The organism is Enterobacter chinensis, assembly GCF_034008295.1.
Taxonomy (GTDB): domain Bacteria; phylum Pseudomonadota; class Gammaproteobacteria; order Enterobacterales; family Enterobacteriaceae; genus Enterobacter; species Enterobacter chinensis.
The window spans coordinates 164,755-181,494 of the sequence record NZ_JARDVI010000005.1; the positions used below are offsets into that span (position 1 = coordinate 164,755).

The following is a 16,740-nucleotide window of genomic DNA, read 5'->3' on the forward strand; positions in this document are numbered from 1 at the left end:
CCCAGTCTCTAATGTTCTTCCATACCTGTTTTTCCGATGGAGCAACACCATGGCAATTGCGATTGGCCTCGATTTTGGCAGCGATTCGGTTCGCGCGCTGGCAGTGGACTGTATGTCCGGCCAGGAGATAGCAACCAGCGTTGAGTGGTACCCGCGCTGGCAAGAGGGGCGCTACTGCGATGCGCCAAACAACCAGTTCCGTCACCACCCGCGTGACTACATTGAATCGATGGAAGCGGCAATCAAAACCGTGCTCGCTGAACTGACTGACGTCCAACGGGCGGAAATTGTCGGCATTGGCGTCGACAGCACCGGCTCCACGCCTGCCCCCGTGGATGCCGAAGGCCGCGTGCTGGCGCTGCGCCCTGAGTTTGCCGACAACCCGAACGCCATGTTCGTGCTGTGGAAAGACCATACCGCGGTGGAAGAGGCCGAAGCCATCACCCGCCTGTGCCATCAGCCGGGCAAAACAGACTACTCCCGCTACATCGGCGGGATTTACTCCAGCGAATGGTTCTGGGCCAAGATCCTGCACGTTACCCGCGAGGATGCATCGGTTGCCCAGGCGGCCGTCTCCTGGATTGAACTGTGCGACTGGGTTCCCGCTCTGCTCTCCGGCACTACGCGGCCGCAGGATATCCGCCGCGGCCGCTGCAGCGCCGGGCATAAATCACTCTGGCACGAAAGCTGGGGAGGTCTGCCACCGGCAACCTTCTTCGATGAACTCGACCCAATCATTAACAAAAATCTGAAATACCCGCTGTTTACCGACACCTTCACCGCCGATATTCCCGTCGGCACGCTCTGTGAAGAGTGGGCGAAGCGCCTCGGCCTGCCGCAGAACGTGGCGATCTCCGGCGGCGCGTTTGACTGCCATATGGGGGCCGTGGGCGCCGGTGCACAGCCTAATACGCTGGTGAAAGTGATCGGCACCTCCACCTGCGACATCCTGACGGCAGATAAAGCCAGCGTCGGCGACCGCGCGGTGAAAGGCATCTGCGGCCAGGTTGACGGCAGCGTAGTGCCAGATTTTATCGGCCTCGAAGCTGGCCAGTCCGCCTTTGGCGATATCTACGCCTGGTTTGGGCGCGTGCTGGGCTGGCCGCTGGATCGGCTGGCGGCGGCGCATCCAGAACTGAAAACGCAGATTGCTGAGAGTAAAAAACAGCTCCTGCCTCAGCTCACCGATGCCTGGGCAAAAAATCCGTCCCTCGATCATCTCCCGGTGGTGCTGGACTGGTTCAACGGCCGTCGTACACCCGGTGCTAACCAGCGCCTGAAAGGCGTCATTACCGATCTCAACCTCGCGACCGACGCACCCGCGCTGTTTGGTGGCCTGATTGCAGCCACCGCCTTCGGTGCCCGCGCGATTATGGAGTGCTTCACCGAACAGGGCATCGACGTGAATAACGTGATGGCGCTGGGCGGCATCGCCCGCAAAAACCCGGTCATCATGCAGGCCTGCTGCGACGTGCTGAACCGTCCGCTGCAAATTGTCGCTTCCGATCAGTGCTGCGCGCTGGGCGCGGCGATTTTCGCTGCGGTTGCCGCAGGCGTCCATGCGGATATCCCGACCGCGCAGCAGCATATGGCAAGCGCCGTTGAAAACACGCTCCAGCCGCGAGCCCAGCAGGCACAACGCTTTGAACAACTTTATCAGCGCTACCAGCAATGGGCAAAAAGCGCCGAACTTCACTATCTCCCTGTCGCCGCCCCGTCAAAACACACCGCGGACACGACGGCAACCCTGACCCATTAAGGACACGACGATGACCATTTTTAATCATTATGAAGTATGGTTTGTGATTGGCAGCCAGCACCTGTACGGACCGGAAGCGCTGCAACAGGTGACGAAACACGCGGAGCACGTCGTTAACGCCCTGAACGCAGAAGCCAAACTGCCGTGCAAACTGGTGCTGAAACCGCTGGGCACGACGCCGGATGAGATCACCCATATCTGCCGCGACGCGAACTACGACGATAAATGCGCAGGTCTGGTGGTGTGGCTGCACACCTTCTCACCGGCCAAAATGTGGATCAACGGCCTGTCTATTCTCAACAAGCCGCTGCTGCAGTTCCATACCCAGTTCAACGCCTCCCTGCCGTGGGACAGCATCGACATGGACTTCATGAACCTGAACCAGACCGCGCACGGCGGCCGCGAGTTCGGCTTCATCGGCGCGCGCATGCGTCAGCAGCACGCAGTGGTAACCGGCCACTGGCAGGACGGCCAGGCACAGAAGCGTATTGGCTCCTGGATGCGTCAGGCGGTCTCTAAACAGGATACCCGCCACCTGAAAGTGGTGCGCTTTGGCGACAACATGCGTGAAGTGGCCGTGACCGACGGCGACAAAGTGGCCGCGCAGATCAAGTTTGGCTTCTCTGTGAATACCTGGGCCGTGGGCGACCTGGTACAGGTAGTCAATGAAATCAGCGACGGCGACGTAAGCGCGCTGGTGGATGAGTACGAAAGCAGCTACCGCCTTACACCTGCGGCACAAATCAACGGCGATAAGCGCCAGAACGTGCTGGATGCGGCGCGCATCGAGCTGGGCATGAAGCGCTTCCTGGAACAGGGCGGTTTCCACGCCTTTACCACGACGTTTGAAGATCTCCACGGTCTGAAACAGCTGCCAGGTCTGGCAGTACAACGTCTGATGCAGCAGGGCTACGGCTTTGCCGGCGAAGGCGACTGGAAAACTGCCGCTCTGCTTCGCATCATGAAGGTGATGTCGACCGGTCTGCAGGGCGGCACCTCCTTTATGGAGGACTACACCTACCACTTCGAAAACGGCAACGACCTGGTGCTCGGCTCACACATGCTGGAAGTGTGCCCGTCTATTGCTGTTGAAGAGAAACCGATCCTCGACGTGCAGTACCTCGGAATTGGCGGAAAAGCCGATCCGGCTCGTCTGATCTTCAATACCCGCACCGGCCCGGCCATCAACGCCAGCCTGATCGATCTGGGCGATCGTTTCCGCCTGCTGGTGAACTGCGTCGATGCCGTTGAAACGCCACACTCTCTGCCAAAACTGCCGGTCGCCAACGCCCTGTGGAAAGCACAGCCTGACCTGCCTACCGCGTCAGAAGCCTGGATCGTCGCAGGTGGCGCGCACCACACCGTGTTTAGCCATGCGCTGGATCTGAACGATATGCGTCAGTTCGCCGAGCTGCACGACATCGAACTGACCGTGATTGATAACGATACCCGCCTGCCAGCCTTCAAAGATTCGCTGCGCTGGAATGAAGTCTATTACGGTTCAAAACGCTAAAGCACGGAATGCCCGGCGGTGCTGCGCCGCCGGGCAGGGAGACAACAATGTTAGAAGATCTCAAACGACAGGTACTTGAAGCCAATCTGGCGCTTCCAAAGCATAACCTGGTGACGCTGACCTGGGGCAACGTGAGCGCCGTCGACCGCGAAATGGGCGTGTTCGTCATCAAGCCTTCCGGCGTGGATTACACGGTGATGGCCGCAGAAGATATGGTGGTCGTCAGCATTGAGACCGGCGAAGTTGTGGAAGGTAAGAAAAAACCCTCCTCCGATACGCCAACCCATCGCCTGCTGTACCAGTCGTTCCCGACCATCGGCGGCATTGTGCATACCCATTCGCGCCATGCCACCATCTGGGCGCAGGCGGGCCAGTCCATCCCGGCGACCGGCACCACCCACGCGGACTACTTTTACGGCACCATTCCCTGCACCCGCCTCATGACCGATGCGGAGATTAACGGCGAGTATGAGTGGGAAACGGGCAACGTGATTGTCGAAACCTTTGAGAAACAGGGAATCGACGCGGCACAAATGCCCGGCGTGCTGGTGCACTCCCACGGTCCCTTTGCCTGGGGCAAAAACGCGGAAGATGCGGTGCATAACGCGATTGTGCTGGAAGAAGTCGCCTACATGGGGATCTTCTGTAGACAGCTGGCGCCACAGCTCCCGGACATGCAGCAAACCCTGCTGGACAAGCATTACCTGCGCAAGCACGGTGCAAAAGCCTATTACGGGCAGTAAACTGTATATATACCCAGCATAAAATATTCAACCAGGCTATAATCAGGCCTGGTGTTGTTTTATGGGATAACGGTGTGGCGCAGGCGCAAGAAGGCTTTTTACTGACCCGACACTGGCGGGATACACCTCAGGGCACCGAGGTTGAATTCTGGCTGGCAACGGACCACGGCCCGCTACAGGTGACGCTTCCGCCGCAGGAATCCGTGGCTTTTATTCCAGAACCTCACGTCGAAAAAGTGAAACAGCTGCTGCGCGGTGAAAATGGCTGGCGCATCACTCCCCTTGAACTGAAAGACTTCCACCGCAATCCGGTTTATGGCCTCTACTGTCGCGCCCACCGCCAGCTGATGCGCTATGAAAAACTGCTCCGCGAAGCAGGCGTGACGCTGTACGAAGCGGATATTCGCCCACCCGAACGCTTTCTGATGGAGCGGTTTATTACCGCTCCCGTCTGGGTCGATGGCTCCCCGCAAAACGGCAAAATTATCAACGCGCGCCTGAAGCCAAATCCGCACTATCGTCCGCCGCTAAAATGGGTGTCGCTGGATATCGAAACCACCCGCCACGGTGAGCTGTACTGTATTGGGCTGGAAGGGTGCGGCGATCGGGTTGTCTATATGCTTGGGCCGCCGAAAGGTGATGCGTCCGCGCTGGATTTCCGACTTGAGTATGTCAACAGCCGGCCACAGCTGCTGGAGAAGCTGAACCAGTGGTTTGCCGACTACGATCCCGATGTCCTTATCGGCTGGAACGTGGTGCAATTCGACCTGCGCGTGCTGCAAAAACACGCCGAGCGGTATCGCATCCCGCTGATACTCGGGCGCGGTAACAGCGAGCTGGAATGGCGCGAACACGGTTTTAAGAACGGCGTCTTCTTCGCGCAGGCCAACGGCCGCCTGATTATCGACGGCATCGAGGCGCTGAAATCCGCCTTCTGGAGCTTCTCTTCCTTCTCCCTCGAAGCGGTCGCGCAGGAGCTGCTTGGCGAGGGTAAATCCATCGACAACCCCTGGGACAGAATGGATGAGATTGACCGGCGCTTTAACGAAGACAAGCCGGCGCTCGCCACCTATAACCTGAAAGATTGCGAACTGGTTACGCAGATTTTCCACAAAACCGAGATCATGCCGTTCCTGCTGGAGCGCGCAACCGTAAACGGCCTTGCTGCTGACAGGCACGGCGGCTCCGTAGCGGCCTTTAGCCATCTTTATTTCCCCCGGATGCACCGGGCAGGGTATGTCGCCCCCAACCTCGGGAACGTGCCGCCGCAGGCCAGCCCCGGCGGCTACGTCATGGATTCCCGGCCAGGATTGTATGACTCCGTTCTGGTTCTTGATTACAAAAGCCTCTACCCGTCGATTATCCGCACATTTCTGATCGATCCCGTCGGGCTGATTGAGGGCATGGCGCAGCCGGATGATGAGCACAGCACGGAAGGCTTCCTCGGCGCCCGCTTCTCGCGTGAAAAACACTGTCTGCCAGAAATTGTGGGGAACATCTGGCACGGCCGCGACGAGGCAAAGCGCCACGGCAACAAGCCGCTTTCACAGGCGCTGAAAATCATTATGAATGCCTTTTACGGCGTGCTGGGCACCAGCGCCTGCCGCTTCTTTGATCCACGGCTGGCCTCCTCGATCACCATGCGCGGGCACGAGATTATGCGCCAGACCAAAGCGCTGATTGAATCCCAGGGCTATGACGTCATCTACGGCGACACGGACTCCACGTTTGTGTGGCTTAAGGGGGCACATTCAGACGAGGACGCCGCGCAAATCGGCAACGCGCTGGTCGCCTTTGTGAACGGCTGGTGGCAGGAACATTTGCAAAAAGAGCGGTTAACCAGCGCGCTGGAGCTGGAATTTGAAACCCACTTCAGCCGTTTTTTAATGCCTACCATTCGCGGTACCGATCAGGGCAGCAAAAAGCGCTACGCCGGGCTGATTCAGGAAGGCGACACGCAGCGGATGGTCTTTAAAGGGCTTGAAACAGTGCGTACGGACTGGACCCCGCTGGCGCAGCAGTTCCAGCAAACGCTCTATCTGCGGGTGTTTCGCAATGAGCCGTATCAGGACTATGTGCGCGAGACGATAGCCAGCCTGATGGCGGGTGAACTTGACGCGCAGCTGGTGTATCGCAAACGCCTGCGCCGCCCGCTCGCAGAGTACCAGCGCAACGTTCCTCCGCACGTACGCGCCGCGCGCCTTGCGGATGAAGAAAACGTCCGCCGTGGCCGCGCACCGCAGTATCAGAACCGGGGAACCATCAAATACGTCTGGACCATTAACGGCCCGGAACCCGTGGATTATCAACATTCTCCTCTGGATTACGAACACTATCTGACGCGTCAGCTTCAGCCGGTGGCAGACGGAATTTTGCCCTTCATCGACGACGACTTTGCTACACTAGTGACAGGGCAACTTGGCCTATTTTGACGCGTGACGAAATGGCTGCCATCCAGTACCATAGCGCCCTTTCCATTCCCGGACCCATTTTTCGATGACCGCCTTTTTTGACGGGGTCGAACTATTGCCTGCAATTAAAGATTAGAGCCGAACAACTATGCCTTTTACACTTGGTCAACGCTGGATCAGCGATACAGAAAGCGAACTTGGATTAGGAACCGTCGTTGCAGTCGATGCGCGCATGGTAACCCTCCTTTTCCCTGCCACCGGTGAAAACCGCCTGTACGCTCGCAATGACTCCCCTGTGACCCGCGTAATGTTTAATCCGGGTGACACCGTGACCAGCCATGACGGCTGGCAGCTCAAGATTGAAGACGTAAAAGAAGAGAATGGACTGCTCGCCTACATTGGGACTCGCCTGGACACCGACGAGTCCGATGTCATCCTGCGTGAAGTGCTGCTCGACAGCAAACTGGTATTCAGCAAGCCGCAGGATCGCCTGTTTGCCGGGCAAATCGATCGTATGGATCGCTTCTCCCTGCGCTATCGCGCACGCAAGTTTCAGAGTGAACAGTACCGCATGCCGTGGAGCGGCCTGCGCGGTCAACGTACCAGCCTGATCCCGCACCAGCTGAATATCGCCCATGACGTGGGCCGTCGTCACGCCCCGCGCGTGCTGCTGGCTGATGAAGTGGGACTGGGTAAAACCATTGAAGCGGGCATGATCCTGCATCAACAGCTGCTTTCCGGCGCTGCCGAGCGCGTGCTGATTGTGGTTCCGGAAACCCTGCAGCACCAGTGGCTGGTCGAAATGCTGCGCCGTTTTAACCTGCGCTTCTCCCTGTTTGACGATGAACGTTATGCTGAAGCCCAGCATGACGCCGATAACCCGTTCGAAACCGAACAGCTGGTGATCTGCTCCCTGGACTTCGTCCGCCGCAGCAAACAGCGTCTTGAGCATCTGTGCGATGCCGAATGGGACCTGATGGTCGTCGACGAAGCTCATCACCTGGTTTGGAGCGAAGACGCGCCGAGCCGCGAATATATGGCAATCGAGCAGCTTGCCGAGCGCGTACCGGGCGTCCTGCTGCTGACCGCAACGCCGGAGCAGCTGGGTCTGGAGAGCCACTTCGCCCGTCTGCGTCTGCTCGACCCAAATCGTTTCCACGATTTCGAGCAGTTTGTAGAAGAACAGAATAACTACCGTCCGGTCGCGGATGCCGTCGCCATGCTGCTGGCGGGCAAACGTCTTTCAAATGACGAACTCAACACCCTGAGCGATCTGATTGGCGAGCAGGATATTGAACCGCTGCTGCAGGCTGCCAACAGTGAAGGCGATAACGCGGACTCGGCGCGTAAAGAGCTTATCGACATGCTGATGGACCGCCACGGCACCAGCCGCGTCCTGTTCCGTAACACCCGTAACGGCGTGAAAGGCTTCCCGAAACGCGAACTGCATACCATCAAACTGCCGCTGCCGACGCAGTACCAGACGGCGATTAAAGTCTCCGGCATTATGGGCGCGCGCAAAACCCAGGAAGAGCGCGCTCGCGACATGCTCTACCCGGAACAAATCTACCAGGAATTTGAAGGTGATACCGGCACCTGGTGGAACTTCGATCCGCGCGTGGAGTGGCTGATGGGCTACCTGACCGCGCACCGCGCCCAGAAAGTGCTGGTGATCTGCGCCAAAGCGGCTACTGCGCTGCAGCTGGAGCAGGTCCTGCGTGAACGCGAAGGTATTCGTGCCGCCGTGTTCCACGAAGGCATGTCCATCGTTGAGCGCGACCGCGCCGCGGCGTGGTTCGGGGAAGAGGACAGCGGCGCACAGGTTCTGCTGTGTTCTGAGATCGGTTCTGAAGGCCGTAACTTCCAGTTCGCCAGCAACCTGGTGATGTTCGATCTGCCGTTTAACCCGGATCTGCTGGAGCAGCGTATCGGTCGTCTTGATCGTATCGGCCAGGCGCATGATATTCAGATCCACGTACCTTATCTGGAAAAAACCGCCCAGTCCGTGCTGGTTCGCTGGTTCCATGAAGGTCTGGATGCGTTTGAACATACCTGCCCGACGGGCCGCACGATTTACGATCAGGTGCATGGCGATCTGATCGGCTACCTGGCCGCGCCGGAAAACGCGGAAGGGTTCGATGAGCTGATCAAGTCCTGCCGTGAGAAGCACGACGCGCTGAAAACGCAGCTGGAGCAGGGCCGCGATCGCCTGCTGGAGATCCACTCCAACGGCGGTGAAAAAGCGCAGGCGCTTGCCGAGAGCATTGAAGAACAAGATGATGACACCAGCCTGATCAGCTTCTCCATGAATCTGTTCGACATCGTTGGCATTAACCAGGACGACCGCGGCGAGAACCTGATTGTCCTGACCCCGTCCGATCACATGCTGGTTCCGGATTTCCCGGGCCTGCCAGAGGATGGCTGCACCATCACCTTCGAGCGTGATGTGGCGCTGTCCCGTGAAGACGCTCAGTTCATCACCTGGGAACATCCGCTGATCCGCAACGGCCTGGACCTGATCCTGTCTGGCGATACCGGCAGCAGCACTATCTCCCTGTTGAAAAACAAGGCGTTGCCTGTGGGTACCCTGCTGGTGGAACTGATTTATGTTGTGGAAGCGCAGGCGCCGAAACAGCTTCAGCTCACCCGCTTCCTGCCGCCGACGCCCGTCCGCCTGCTGCTGGACAAAAACGGCACTAACCTGGCGGGACAGGTTGAATTCGAGAGCTTCAACCGACAGCTGAGCGCGGTGAACCGCCATACGGGCAGTAAACTGGTCAACGCGGTACAACAGGATGTGCATGCCATTCTGCAACTGGGCGAAACCCAGATTGAAAAAGCAGCCAGAGCGCTAATTGATGCCGCGCGCAGTGAAGCCGACGAGAAACTGTCTGCGGAGCTGTCACGTCTGGAAGCCTTAAAAGCAGTCAATCCTAACATCCGTGACGACGAACTGGCGGCGATTGAAAGCAACCGCCAGCAGGTACTGGAAAGTCTGAATCAGGCGAGCTGGCGTCTGGATGCCTTGCGTCTTATCGTTGTGACGCATCAGTAAACGGAGCGCAAGATGGTGATGGAGCCTTACAATCCGCCGCAGGATCCCTGGCTGGTCATTCTGTATCAGGATGAGCACATTATGGTGGTCAATAAGCCCAGCGGCTTGTTGTCCGTGCCGGGGCGTCTGGATGAGCACAAAGACAGCGTGATGACGCGTATTCAGCGTGATTATCCTCAGGCGGAGTCCGTCCATCGCCTGGACATGGCCACCAGCGGCGTGATTGTGGTGGCGCTGAATAAAGCCGCGGAACGCGAATTAAAACGTCAGTTCCGCGAGCGCGAGCCGAAAAAGCAGTATGTCGCCCGCGTCTGGGGTCATCCCGCGCAGGCGGAAGGTCTGGTGGATTTACCGCTGATTTGCGACTGGCCGAACCGGCCAAAGCAGAAGGTGTGTTATGAAACCGGCAAGGCCGCGCAGACCGAGTATGAAGTGCTGGAGTACGCGCCGGATAACACCGCGCGCGTCCTGCTTAAGCCGATTACCGGACGCTCACACCAGCTGCGCGTGCATATGCTCGCGCTGGGCCATCCGATTCTGGGCGACCGGTTTTACGCCCCGCCTGAAGCGCTGGCGTTAGCGCCACGTCTGCAGCTTCACGCGCAGATGCTCACCATCACCCATCCGGCCTTCGGTAACGCGATGACGTTTAAAGCCCCGGTGGACTTCTAAAAAAAAGCCCGACAGCGTCGGGCTTTTTCTTATTTGAAACCTTTCTTCTCTTTGATGAGCTCGTAGGCCTTCTGGATTTCCTGCGCCTTTTGCTTCGCCATCTCCATCATTTCCGGCGGTAGGCCTTTCGCGACCAGTTTGTCCGGATGATGCTCGCTCATGAGCTTACGATAGGCACGTTTAATCGTGGTCTGATCGTCAGAGGGCTTTACGCCAAGCACGTTGCAGGCATCTTCCAGCGTCGGACCACGCTGCGCCTGCTGCCAGGAACCGCCAGACGACTGCTGATGATAGCCACCGCCAAACTGCGCGCCGCCCTGCATCATGCGCAGGAACTGATCGAACTGCATACGGGAGATGCCCAGCTCTTCCGCAATGACGTACAGCACATCACGTTCATTGGGATGAAGCGAACCGTCGGCGAAGGCCGCCTGGATCTGAATTTCCAGAAACATCCGAATTAAATCAAAACGTCCGAAGCAGATGCTGCGGAACTGACGCATTTTTTCGCGAAGCGGATAGTTATCCGATTTACCGATGCGAAATGCATTTTGCGCTGCCAGACGGGAGTCACCGTGCAGGTTCATGCGATCCATAAAGACGCTGGCAATCTGAATATCGGCTTCTGTTACACGCCCTTTGGATTTGGTTAAATGCCCCATGACCTCAAAGGTGGTGGAGAAAAAGAGGGACTGACGCTCGCGCTGATTGGCAAACCAGGCCATTTTGCGGCTGCGCGCCTTATCAAACATATGGCCGATAATAAGCCCAAGCACAATTCCCCAGAACCCGGCACCCATGATGATGGCGAACGCAACGCCGATTATTTTACCCCAATACTGCATATACTCCCCGGATAGTCATATTCCTGGCCGACGCAACGTCATCATCACTGTGTTCAAGTCACGGTCAATTGAAGGACATCGCCTATAATTTGCTTTATCATACTCGTCATTCGATAGCGAGCCTAACACTCTGGCACGCAAACGGGCAGGATTAACGCTGGTACTGCGCAGATGAGTAAGATAGTCTCTGAGCGTTTGTAAGCCGTAGCCACTGATGACGGAACAATAAAATACAACGTATGAAAAAACGTATCCCCACCCTCCTGGCCACAATGATTGGCACCGCCCTGTACAGTCAACAGGGGCTGGCGGCCGATCTCGCCTCGCAGTGTATGCTTGGCGTCCCAAGTTATAATCGCCCACTGGTGAGTGGCGATACAAATAACTTGCCGGTAACCATTACTGCAGACAGTTCTAAAGGTACCTATCCTGACAATGCCACGTTTACGGGCAATGTGGATATTAACCAGGGCAATAGCCGCCTGCAGGCAGATGAAGTGCAGTTGCACCAGAAGCAGCCGGAAGGTGCGGCCGAGCCGGTACGAACGGTGGATGCGCTGGGTAATGTGCACTATGACGACAATCAGGTCATCCTGAAAGGTCCGAAAGCCTGGTCAAACCTGAATACTAAAGATACTAACGTCTGGAAAGGTGATTACCAGATGGTGGGTCGCCAGGGGCGCGGTGACGCAGACCTGATGAAACAGCGTGGTGAAAACCGCTATACGATCCTGGAAAATGGCACGTTCACGTCGTGTCTGCCGGGTTCAAATACCTGGAGTGTAGTGGGCAGCGAAGTGATCCATGACCGCGAGGAGCAGGTCGCGGAGATCTGGAACGCCCGCTTTAAGCTCGGTCCTGTACCTATTTTCTATAGCCCTTATCTGCAGCTTCCCGTAGGTGATAAACGTCGTTCCGGCTTCCTGATCCCGAATGCCAAATACAGCACCACGAACTATTTTGAGTTCTACCTGCCGTATTACTGGAACATCGCGCCCAACATGGATGCGACGATCACGCCGCACTATATCCATAAGCGCGGCAACATCATGTGGGAAAACGAATTCCGCTATCTGACACATGCTGGCGCAGGTCTGATGGAGCTGGATTACCTGCCGTCGGATAAAGTCTTCCAGGACGAGCATCCGACCGAAGGCAATAAACACCGCTGGATGTATTTCTGGCAGCATTCCGGGGTGATGGATCAGGTCTGGCGTTTCAACGTCAACTACACCAAGGTCAGTGACCCGAGCTACTTCAACGATTTCTCATCAAAATACGGTTCGAGTACTGATGGTTATGCCACGCAGATCTTCAGCGCTGGCTATGCGGTGCAGAACTTCGATGCGACGGTAACAAGCAAGCAGTTCCAGGTGTTCTCCAGCCAGACGGCGAGTACCTATGGTGCTGAACCTCAGTTGGACGTTAACTGGTACCAAAATGACGTAGGTCCATTCGATACCCGTATTTATGGCCAGGCAGTGCATTTTGTAAACACGAATTCCAATATGCCGGAAGCAACCCGTGTTCACCTGGAGCCCGTCATCAACTTGCCATGGTCTAACGACTGGGCGAGCCTGAACACTGAAGCCAAGCTGATGGCAACACACTATCAGCAGAAAAACATTGATGATTACAACGCTAATCCGAACAATACCGGTCACCTGGAAGAATCTGTAAACCGTACGCTTCCGCAGTTCAAAATGGACGGTAAGCTGATCTTCGAACGCAATATGGGTCTTCTGGCGGATGGCTATACCCAGACGCTGGAGCCACGTATGCAGTATCTGTACGTGCCTTATCGCGATCAGAGCAACATCAATAACTACGACTCCTCTTTACTGCAGTCTGACTATAGCGGCCTGTTCCGCGACCGTACCTACGGTGGCCTTGACCGCATCGCATCAGCGAATCAGCTAACGACCGGGGTCACATCACGCGTTTATGATGATGCTGCCGTTGAACGTTTTAACGTTTCTGTTGGTCAAATCTACTACTTCACCGAGTCACGCACTGGCGATGACAATATTAAGTGGGAGAAAGATAACAAGACAGGTTCGCTGATTTGGGCTGGCGATACATACTGGCGTATGACCGATCGTTGGGGCCTGCGTGGCGGCGTTCAGTATGACACCCGTCTCGACAATATTGCCAACAGCACAGCGGCCATTGAATATCGCCGGGATGAAGATCGTATGGTGCAGTTTACCTATCGTTATGCCAGCCCGGAATATATTCAGGCCACATTGCCTAACTATGGCACTGGAGAACAGTATAAAGACGGTATTTCTCAGGTGGGTGGCGCAGCGAGTTGGCCAATCGCCGACCGTTGGTCAATCGTAGGGGCTTACTACTTTGACACCAACACCAGTAAAGCAGCTGACCAGATGGTAGGCCTGCAATATAACTCCTGCTGTTACGCGCTGCGCGTCGGTTACGAACGTAAGCTTAACGGCTGGGATACCAACAACAATCAGAGCAAATACGATAACGTGATTGGCTTTAACTTCGAGTTACGCGGCCTGAGTTCCAACTACGGTCTGGGTACGCAGAAAATGCTGCGCTCGAACATTCTGCCGTACCGTAGCTCCTTGTAATGTGCTTGATTTGCAACGTAATCCGCTTTGCGGTTAATTGAAATGGAAAAAGTATGAAGAACTGGAAAACGCTGCTGCTCGGTGTCGCTATGGTTGCGAATACCAGCTTCGCGGCCCCCCAGGTTGTTGATAAAGTCGCTGCTGTAGTTAACAACGGCGTCGTGCTCGAAAGTGACGTTGACGGTCTGATGAAATCGGTGAAGCTCAATTCGGGCGAAGCAGGTCAGCAGCTTCCGGATGACGCCACGCTGCGCCACCAGATCCTGGAGCGTCTGATCATGGATCAGATCGTTCTCCAGATGGGGCAGAAAATGGGTGTGAAGGTCACTGACGAGCAGCTCGATCAGGCGATCGCTAACATCGCGAAGCAGAACAATATGTCTTTAGACCAGATGCGCAGCCGTCTGGCCTATGACGGCATCAGCTACGCCACCTACCGTAACCAGATCCGTAAAGAGATGCTGATTTCGGAAGTACGTAACAACGAAGTACGCCGTCGCGTGACTATCCTGCCTCAGGAAGTGGACGCGCTGGCAAAACAGGTGGGTAACCAGAACGATGCCAGCACTGAGCTGAATCTGAGCCACATTCTGATCCCGCTGCCAGAGAACCCAACGTCCGACCAGGCTGCGGAAGCAGAAAGCCAGGCGCGTTCTATTGTTGAACAGGCGCGCAACGGCGGCGACTTTGGCAAGCTGGCTATCACCTACTCCGCGGACCAACAGGCGCTGAAAGGCGGCCAGATGGGCTGGGGACGTATTCAGGAACTGCCATCCATCTTCGCTCAGGCACTGAGTACGGCCAAGAAAGGCGATATCGTCGGTCCAATCCGTTCCGGTGTGGGCTTCCACATTCTGAAAGTGAACGATCTGCGCGGTCAGAGCCAGAATATTTCCGTCACCGAAGTTCACGCTCGCCACATCCTTCTGAAACCGTCACCGATCATGACTGACGATCAGGCGCGGGCGAAGCTGGAACAGATTGCTGCTGACATTAAGAGCGGTAAAACCTCGTTCGCAAATGCAGCAAAAGAGTTCTCTCAGGATCCAGGCTCTGCTAACCAGGGCGGCGATCTGGGCTGGGCAGCGGCGGATATTTACGATCCGGCATTCCGCGATGCATTGATGAAGCTGAACAAAGGCCAACTCAGTGCGCCGGTACACTCTTCGTTTGGCTGGCATCTGATTGAACTGATGGACACCCGTAACGTTGATAAAACCGATGCGGCGCAGAAAGACAGAGCCTACCGTATGCTGTTTAACCGTAAGTTCTCTGAAGAAGCGGCAACCTGGATGCAGGAACAACGCGCCAGCGCTTACGTGAAAGTCCTGAGCAACTAATGAAACACCATCGTGTTGTTATCACTCCCGGCGAACCCGCCGGGATTGGGCCTGACCTCGTTGTCCAGCTCGCCCAGCGCAGCTGGCCGGTAGAACTGGTCGTCTGCGCTGATGCAACACTGTTACAAGACCGGGCCGCGCTGCTCGGTCTGCCTTTAACGCTCATCCCTTACGTTGAAGGTCAACAGCCTGCACCGCAGCAAGCCGGTACGCTCACGCTTCTCTCTGTTCCCCTTCGTACGCCTGTCATTCCGGGCCAGCTCAGCACGGAAAACGGTCATTACGTCGTTGATACGCTGGCGCGCGCCTGCGACGGCTGCCTGAACGGTGAGTTCGCCGCTTTGATCACCGGCCCCGTACACAAAGGTGTGATTAACGAAGCCGGTATTCCGTTTACCGGGCACACGGAGTTCTTTGAAGAACGCTCGCGCAGCCCGAAAGTGGTGATGATGCTGGCGACGGAGGAGATGCGCGTTGCTCTGGTGACAACCCATCTGCCCATTAAGGCCATTCCAGATGCCATCACCCCGGAACTGCTGCGGGAGATCATCGGGATCCTGCATCATGACCTGCAAACTAAATTCGGCATCAAGCAGCCGCACGTTCTGGTTTGCGGCCTGAATCCGCACGCTGGCGAAGGCGGGCATATGGGAACCGAAGAGATCGACACCATTATTCCGGTACTTGAAGAGATGCGCGCAAAAGGGATGCACTTAAGCGGGCCGCTGCCTGCGGATACCCTTTTCCAGCCGAAATACCTGGATAATGCCGACGCCGTGCTCGCGATGTACCACGATCAGGGCCTGCCCGTGCTAAAATACCAGGGCTTTGGCCGCGGGGTGAATATCACCCTCGGTTTACCTTTTATTCGAACGTCCGTTGACCACGGTACTGCGCTGGATCTGGCAGGCCAGGGGAAAGCGGATGTCGGCAGTTTTATTACGGCGCTTAATCTCGCCATCAAAATGATTGTTAATACTCAATGACTAATCGAGTCCATCAGGGCCACTTAGCCCGTAAACGCTTCGGGCAAAACTTCCTCAACGATCAGTTCGTGATCGAAAGCATCGTGTCTGCCATTAATCCGCAGAAAGGGCAGGCTATGGTCGAAATCGGCCCGGGTCTTGCTGCACTGACCGAGCCGGTCGGCGAGCGTCTTGACGAACTGACCGTAATCGAACTTGACCGCGATCTGGCCGCACGCCTGCAAACGCACCCGTTCCTCGGGCCGAAGCTGACTATCTATCAGCAGGATGCGATGACCATGAACTTTGGCGAGCTGTCAGAGAAAATGGGCCAGCCGCTGCGCGTGTTCGGTAACCTGCCGTACAATATCTCCACGCCGCTGATGTTCCATCTGTTTAGCTATACTGATGCCATTGCCGACATGCACTTCATGTTGCAAAAAGAGGTTGTTAACCGTCTGGTTGCAGGCCCGAACAGTAAAGCGTATGGTCGTTTAAGCGTGATGGCGCAATATTACTGCAACGTGATCCCGGTACTCGAAGTTCCGCCATCCGCCTTTACGCCGCCACCGAAAGTGGATTCTGCGGTTGTACGCCTGGTACCGCACAAAACGAAACCGTACCCGGTGAAAGATCTGCGTGTACTGAGCCGCGTCACCACGGAAGCCTTTAACCAGCGCCGAAAAACGATCCGTAACAGCCTGAGCAATTCGTTCACCGTTGAGGTGTTAGCTGAGCTTGGAATCGACCCGGCAATGCGTGCGGAGAACATTTCCGTAGAGCAGTACTGCAAGCTGGCTAATTACATCAGCGAAAATGCGCCGCCGAAGGAGAGTTAAG

Annotated in this window: 11 protein-coding genes; 10 read left to right on the plus strand and 1 reads right to left on the minus strand. The window is 56.4% G+C overall.

The features are described 5' to 3' along the window. The first annotated feature begins 49 nt into the window (after positions 1 to 49). The 6 genes from araB to rluA all read left to right on the plus strand — a co-directional run bounded on the left by araB (position 50) and on the right by rluA (position 10,153). Complete coding sequence (gene araB / locus PYW49_RS15875) at positions 50 to 1,759, plus strand: ribulokinase (protein ID WP_320386932.1); 1,710 nt, start codon at positions 50 to 52, stop codon at positions 1,757 to 1,759. Positions 1,760 to 1,769: 10 nt separating this feature from the next. Further along, the gene (gene araA / locus PYW49_RS15880) at positions 1,770 to 3,272 is read left to right on the plus strand and encodes an L-arabinose isomerase (protein WP_134349632.1); all 1,503 of its coding nucleotides are present in this window, start codon (positions 1,770 to 1,772) and stop codon (positions 3,270 to 3,272) included. A 47-nt stretch (positions 3,273 to 3,319) separates the two neighbouring features. After that, a complete protein-coding gene (gene araD, locus PYW49_RS15885; RefSeq protein ID WP_134349631.1) occupies positions 3,320 to 4,015 on the plus strand; it encodes an L-ribulose-5-phosphate 4-epimerase in 696 nt (231 codons plus the stop codon). Positions 4,016 to 4,089: 74 nt separating this feature from the next. Further along, a complete protein-coding gene (gene polB / locus PYW49_RS15890) occupies positions 4,090 to 6,447 on the plus strand; it encodes a DNA polymerase II (RefSeq protein ID WP_320386933.1) in 2,358 nt (785 codons plus the stop codon). 127 nt (positions 6,448 to 6,574) lie between these two features. After that, positions 6,575 to 9,481 carry an RNA polymerase-associated protein RapA gene (gene rapA / locus PYW49_RS15895; protein WP_320386934.1) on the plus strand — a complete coding sequence of 969 codons (2,907 nt, stop codon included), beginning with the start codon at positions 6,575 to 6,577 and terminating at the stop codon, positions 9,479 to 9,481. A 12-nt stretch (positions 9,482 to 9,493) separates the two neighbouring features. Continuing rightward, the gene (gene rluA, locus PYW49_RS15900) at positions 9,494 to 10,153 is read left to right on the plus strand and encodes a bifunctional tRNA pseudouridine(32) synthase/23S rRNA pseudouridine(746) synthase RluA (protein ID WP_320386935.1); all 660 of its coding nucleotides are present in this window, start codon (positions 9,494 to 9,496) and stop codon (positions 10,151 to 10,153) included. Positions 10,154 to 10,182: 29 nt separating this feature from the next. Here rluA and djlA read toward each other — a convergent pair whose 3' ends face one another. Continuing rightward, entirely contained in the window at positions 10,183 to 10,998 is an 816-nt protein-coding gene (djlA, locus tag PYW49_RS15905; protein ID WP_320386936.1) for a co-chaperone DjlA, read from the minus strand. Positions 10,999 to 11,237: 239 nt separating this feature from the next. Between djlA and lptD the strand changes: the two genes are divergently transcribed. The 4 genes from lptD to rsmA are packed head-to-tail and all read left to right on the plus strand — an operon-like array spanning position 11,238 to position 16,739. Continuing rightward, positions 11,238 to 13,595: an LPS assembly protein LptD gene (gene lptD / locus PYW49_RS15910; protein WP_320386937.1), complete on the plus strand. Its 2,358-nt coding sequence runs from the start codon at positions 11,238 to 11,240 to the stop codon at positions 13,593 to 13,595. A gap of 53 nt (positions 13,596 to 13,648) precedes the next feature. Further along, positions 13,649 to 14,935 carry a peptidylprolyl isomerase SurA gene (gene surA / locus PYW49_RS15915; protein ID WP_320386938.1) on the plus strand — a complete coding sequence of 429 codons (1,287 nt, stop codon included), beginning with the start codon at positions 13,649 to 13,651 and terminating at the stop codon, positions 14,933 to 14,935. Then, on the plus strand, positions 14,935 to 15,921 hold the full coding sequence (gene pdxA / locus PYW49_RS15920; protein WP_320386939.1) for a 4-hydroxythreonine-4-phosphate dehydrogenase PdxA: 987 nt from the start codon (positions 14,935 to 14,937) through the stop codon (positions 15,919 to 15,921). Before surA ends, pdxA begins: the two co-directional genes overlap by 1 nt. After that, on the plus strand, positions 15,918 to 16,739 hold the full coding sequence (gene rsmA / locus PYW49_RS15925; protein WP_010427042.1) for a 16S rRNA (adenine(1518)-N(6)/adenine(1519)-N(6))-dimethyltransferase RsmA: 822 nt from the start codon (positions 15,918 to 15,920) through the stop codon (positions 16,737 to 16,739). The genes pdxA and rsmA overlap by 4 nt, the downstream gene beginning before the upstream one ends. The last annotated feature ends 1 nt before the right edge of the window (position 16,740 follow it).

Coding starts and splice junctions, on each gene's coding strand:
- araB (WP_320386932.1), top strand. CDS start 50: ATGGCAATTGCGATTGGCCTCGATTTTGGCAGCGATTCGGTTCGCGCG.
- araA (WP_134349632.1), top strand. CDS start 1,770: ATGACCATTTTTAATCATTATGAAGTATGGTTTGTGATTGGCAGCCAG.
- araD (WP_134349631.1), top strand. CDS start 3,320: ATGTTAGAAGATCTCAAACGACAGGTACTTGAAGCCAATCTGGCGCTT.
- rapA (WP_320386934.1), top strand. CDS start 6,575: ATGCCTTTTACACTTGGTCAACGCTGGATCAGCGATACAGAAAGCGAA.
- rluA (WP_320386935.1), top strand. CDS start 9,494: ATGGTGATGGAGCCTTACAATCCGCCGCAGGATCCCTGGCTGGTCATT.
- djlA (WP_320386936.1), bottom strand. CDS start 10,998: ATGCAGTATTGGGGTAAAATAATCGGCGTTGCGTTCGCCATCATCATG.
- lptD (WP_320386937.1), top strand. CDS start 11,238: ATGAAAAAACGTATCCCCACCCTCCTGGCCACAATGATTGGCACCGCC.
- surA (WP_320386938.1), top strand. CDS start 13,649: ATGAAGAACTGGAAAACGCTGCTGCTCGGTGTCGCTATGGTTGCGAAT.
- pdxA (WP_320386939.1), top strand. CDS start 14,935: ATGAAACACCATCGTGTTGTTATCACTCCCGGCGAACCCGCCGGGATT.
- rsmA (WP_010427042.1), top strand. CDS start 15,918: ATGACTAATCGAGTCCATCAGGGCCACTTAGCCCGTAAACGCTTCGGG.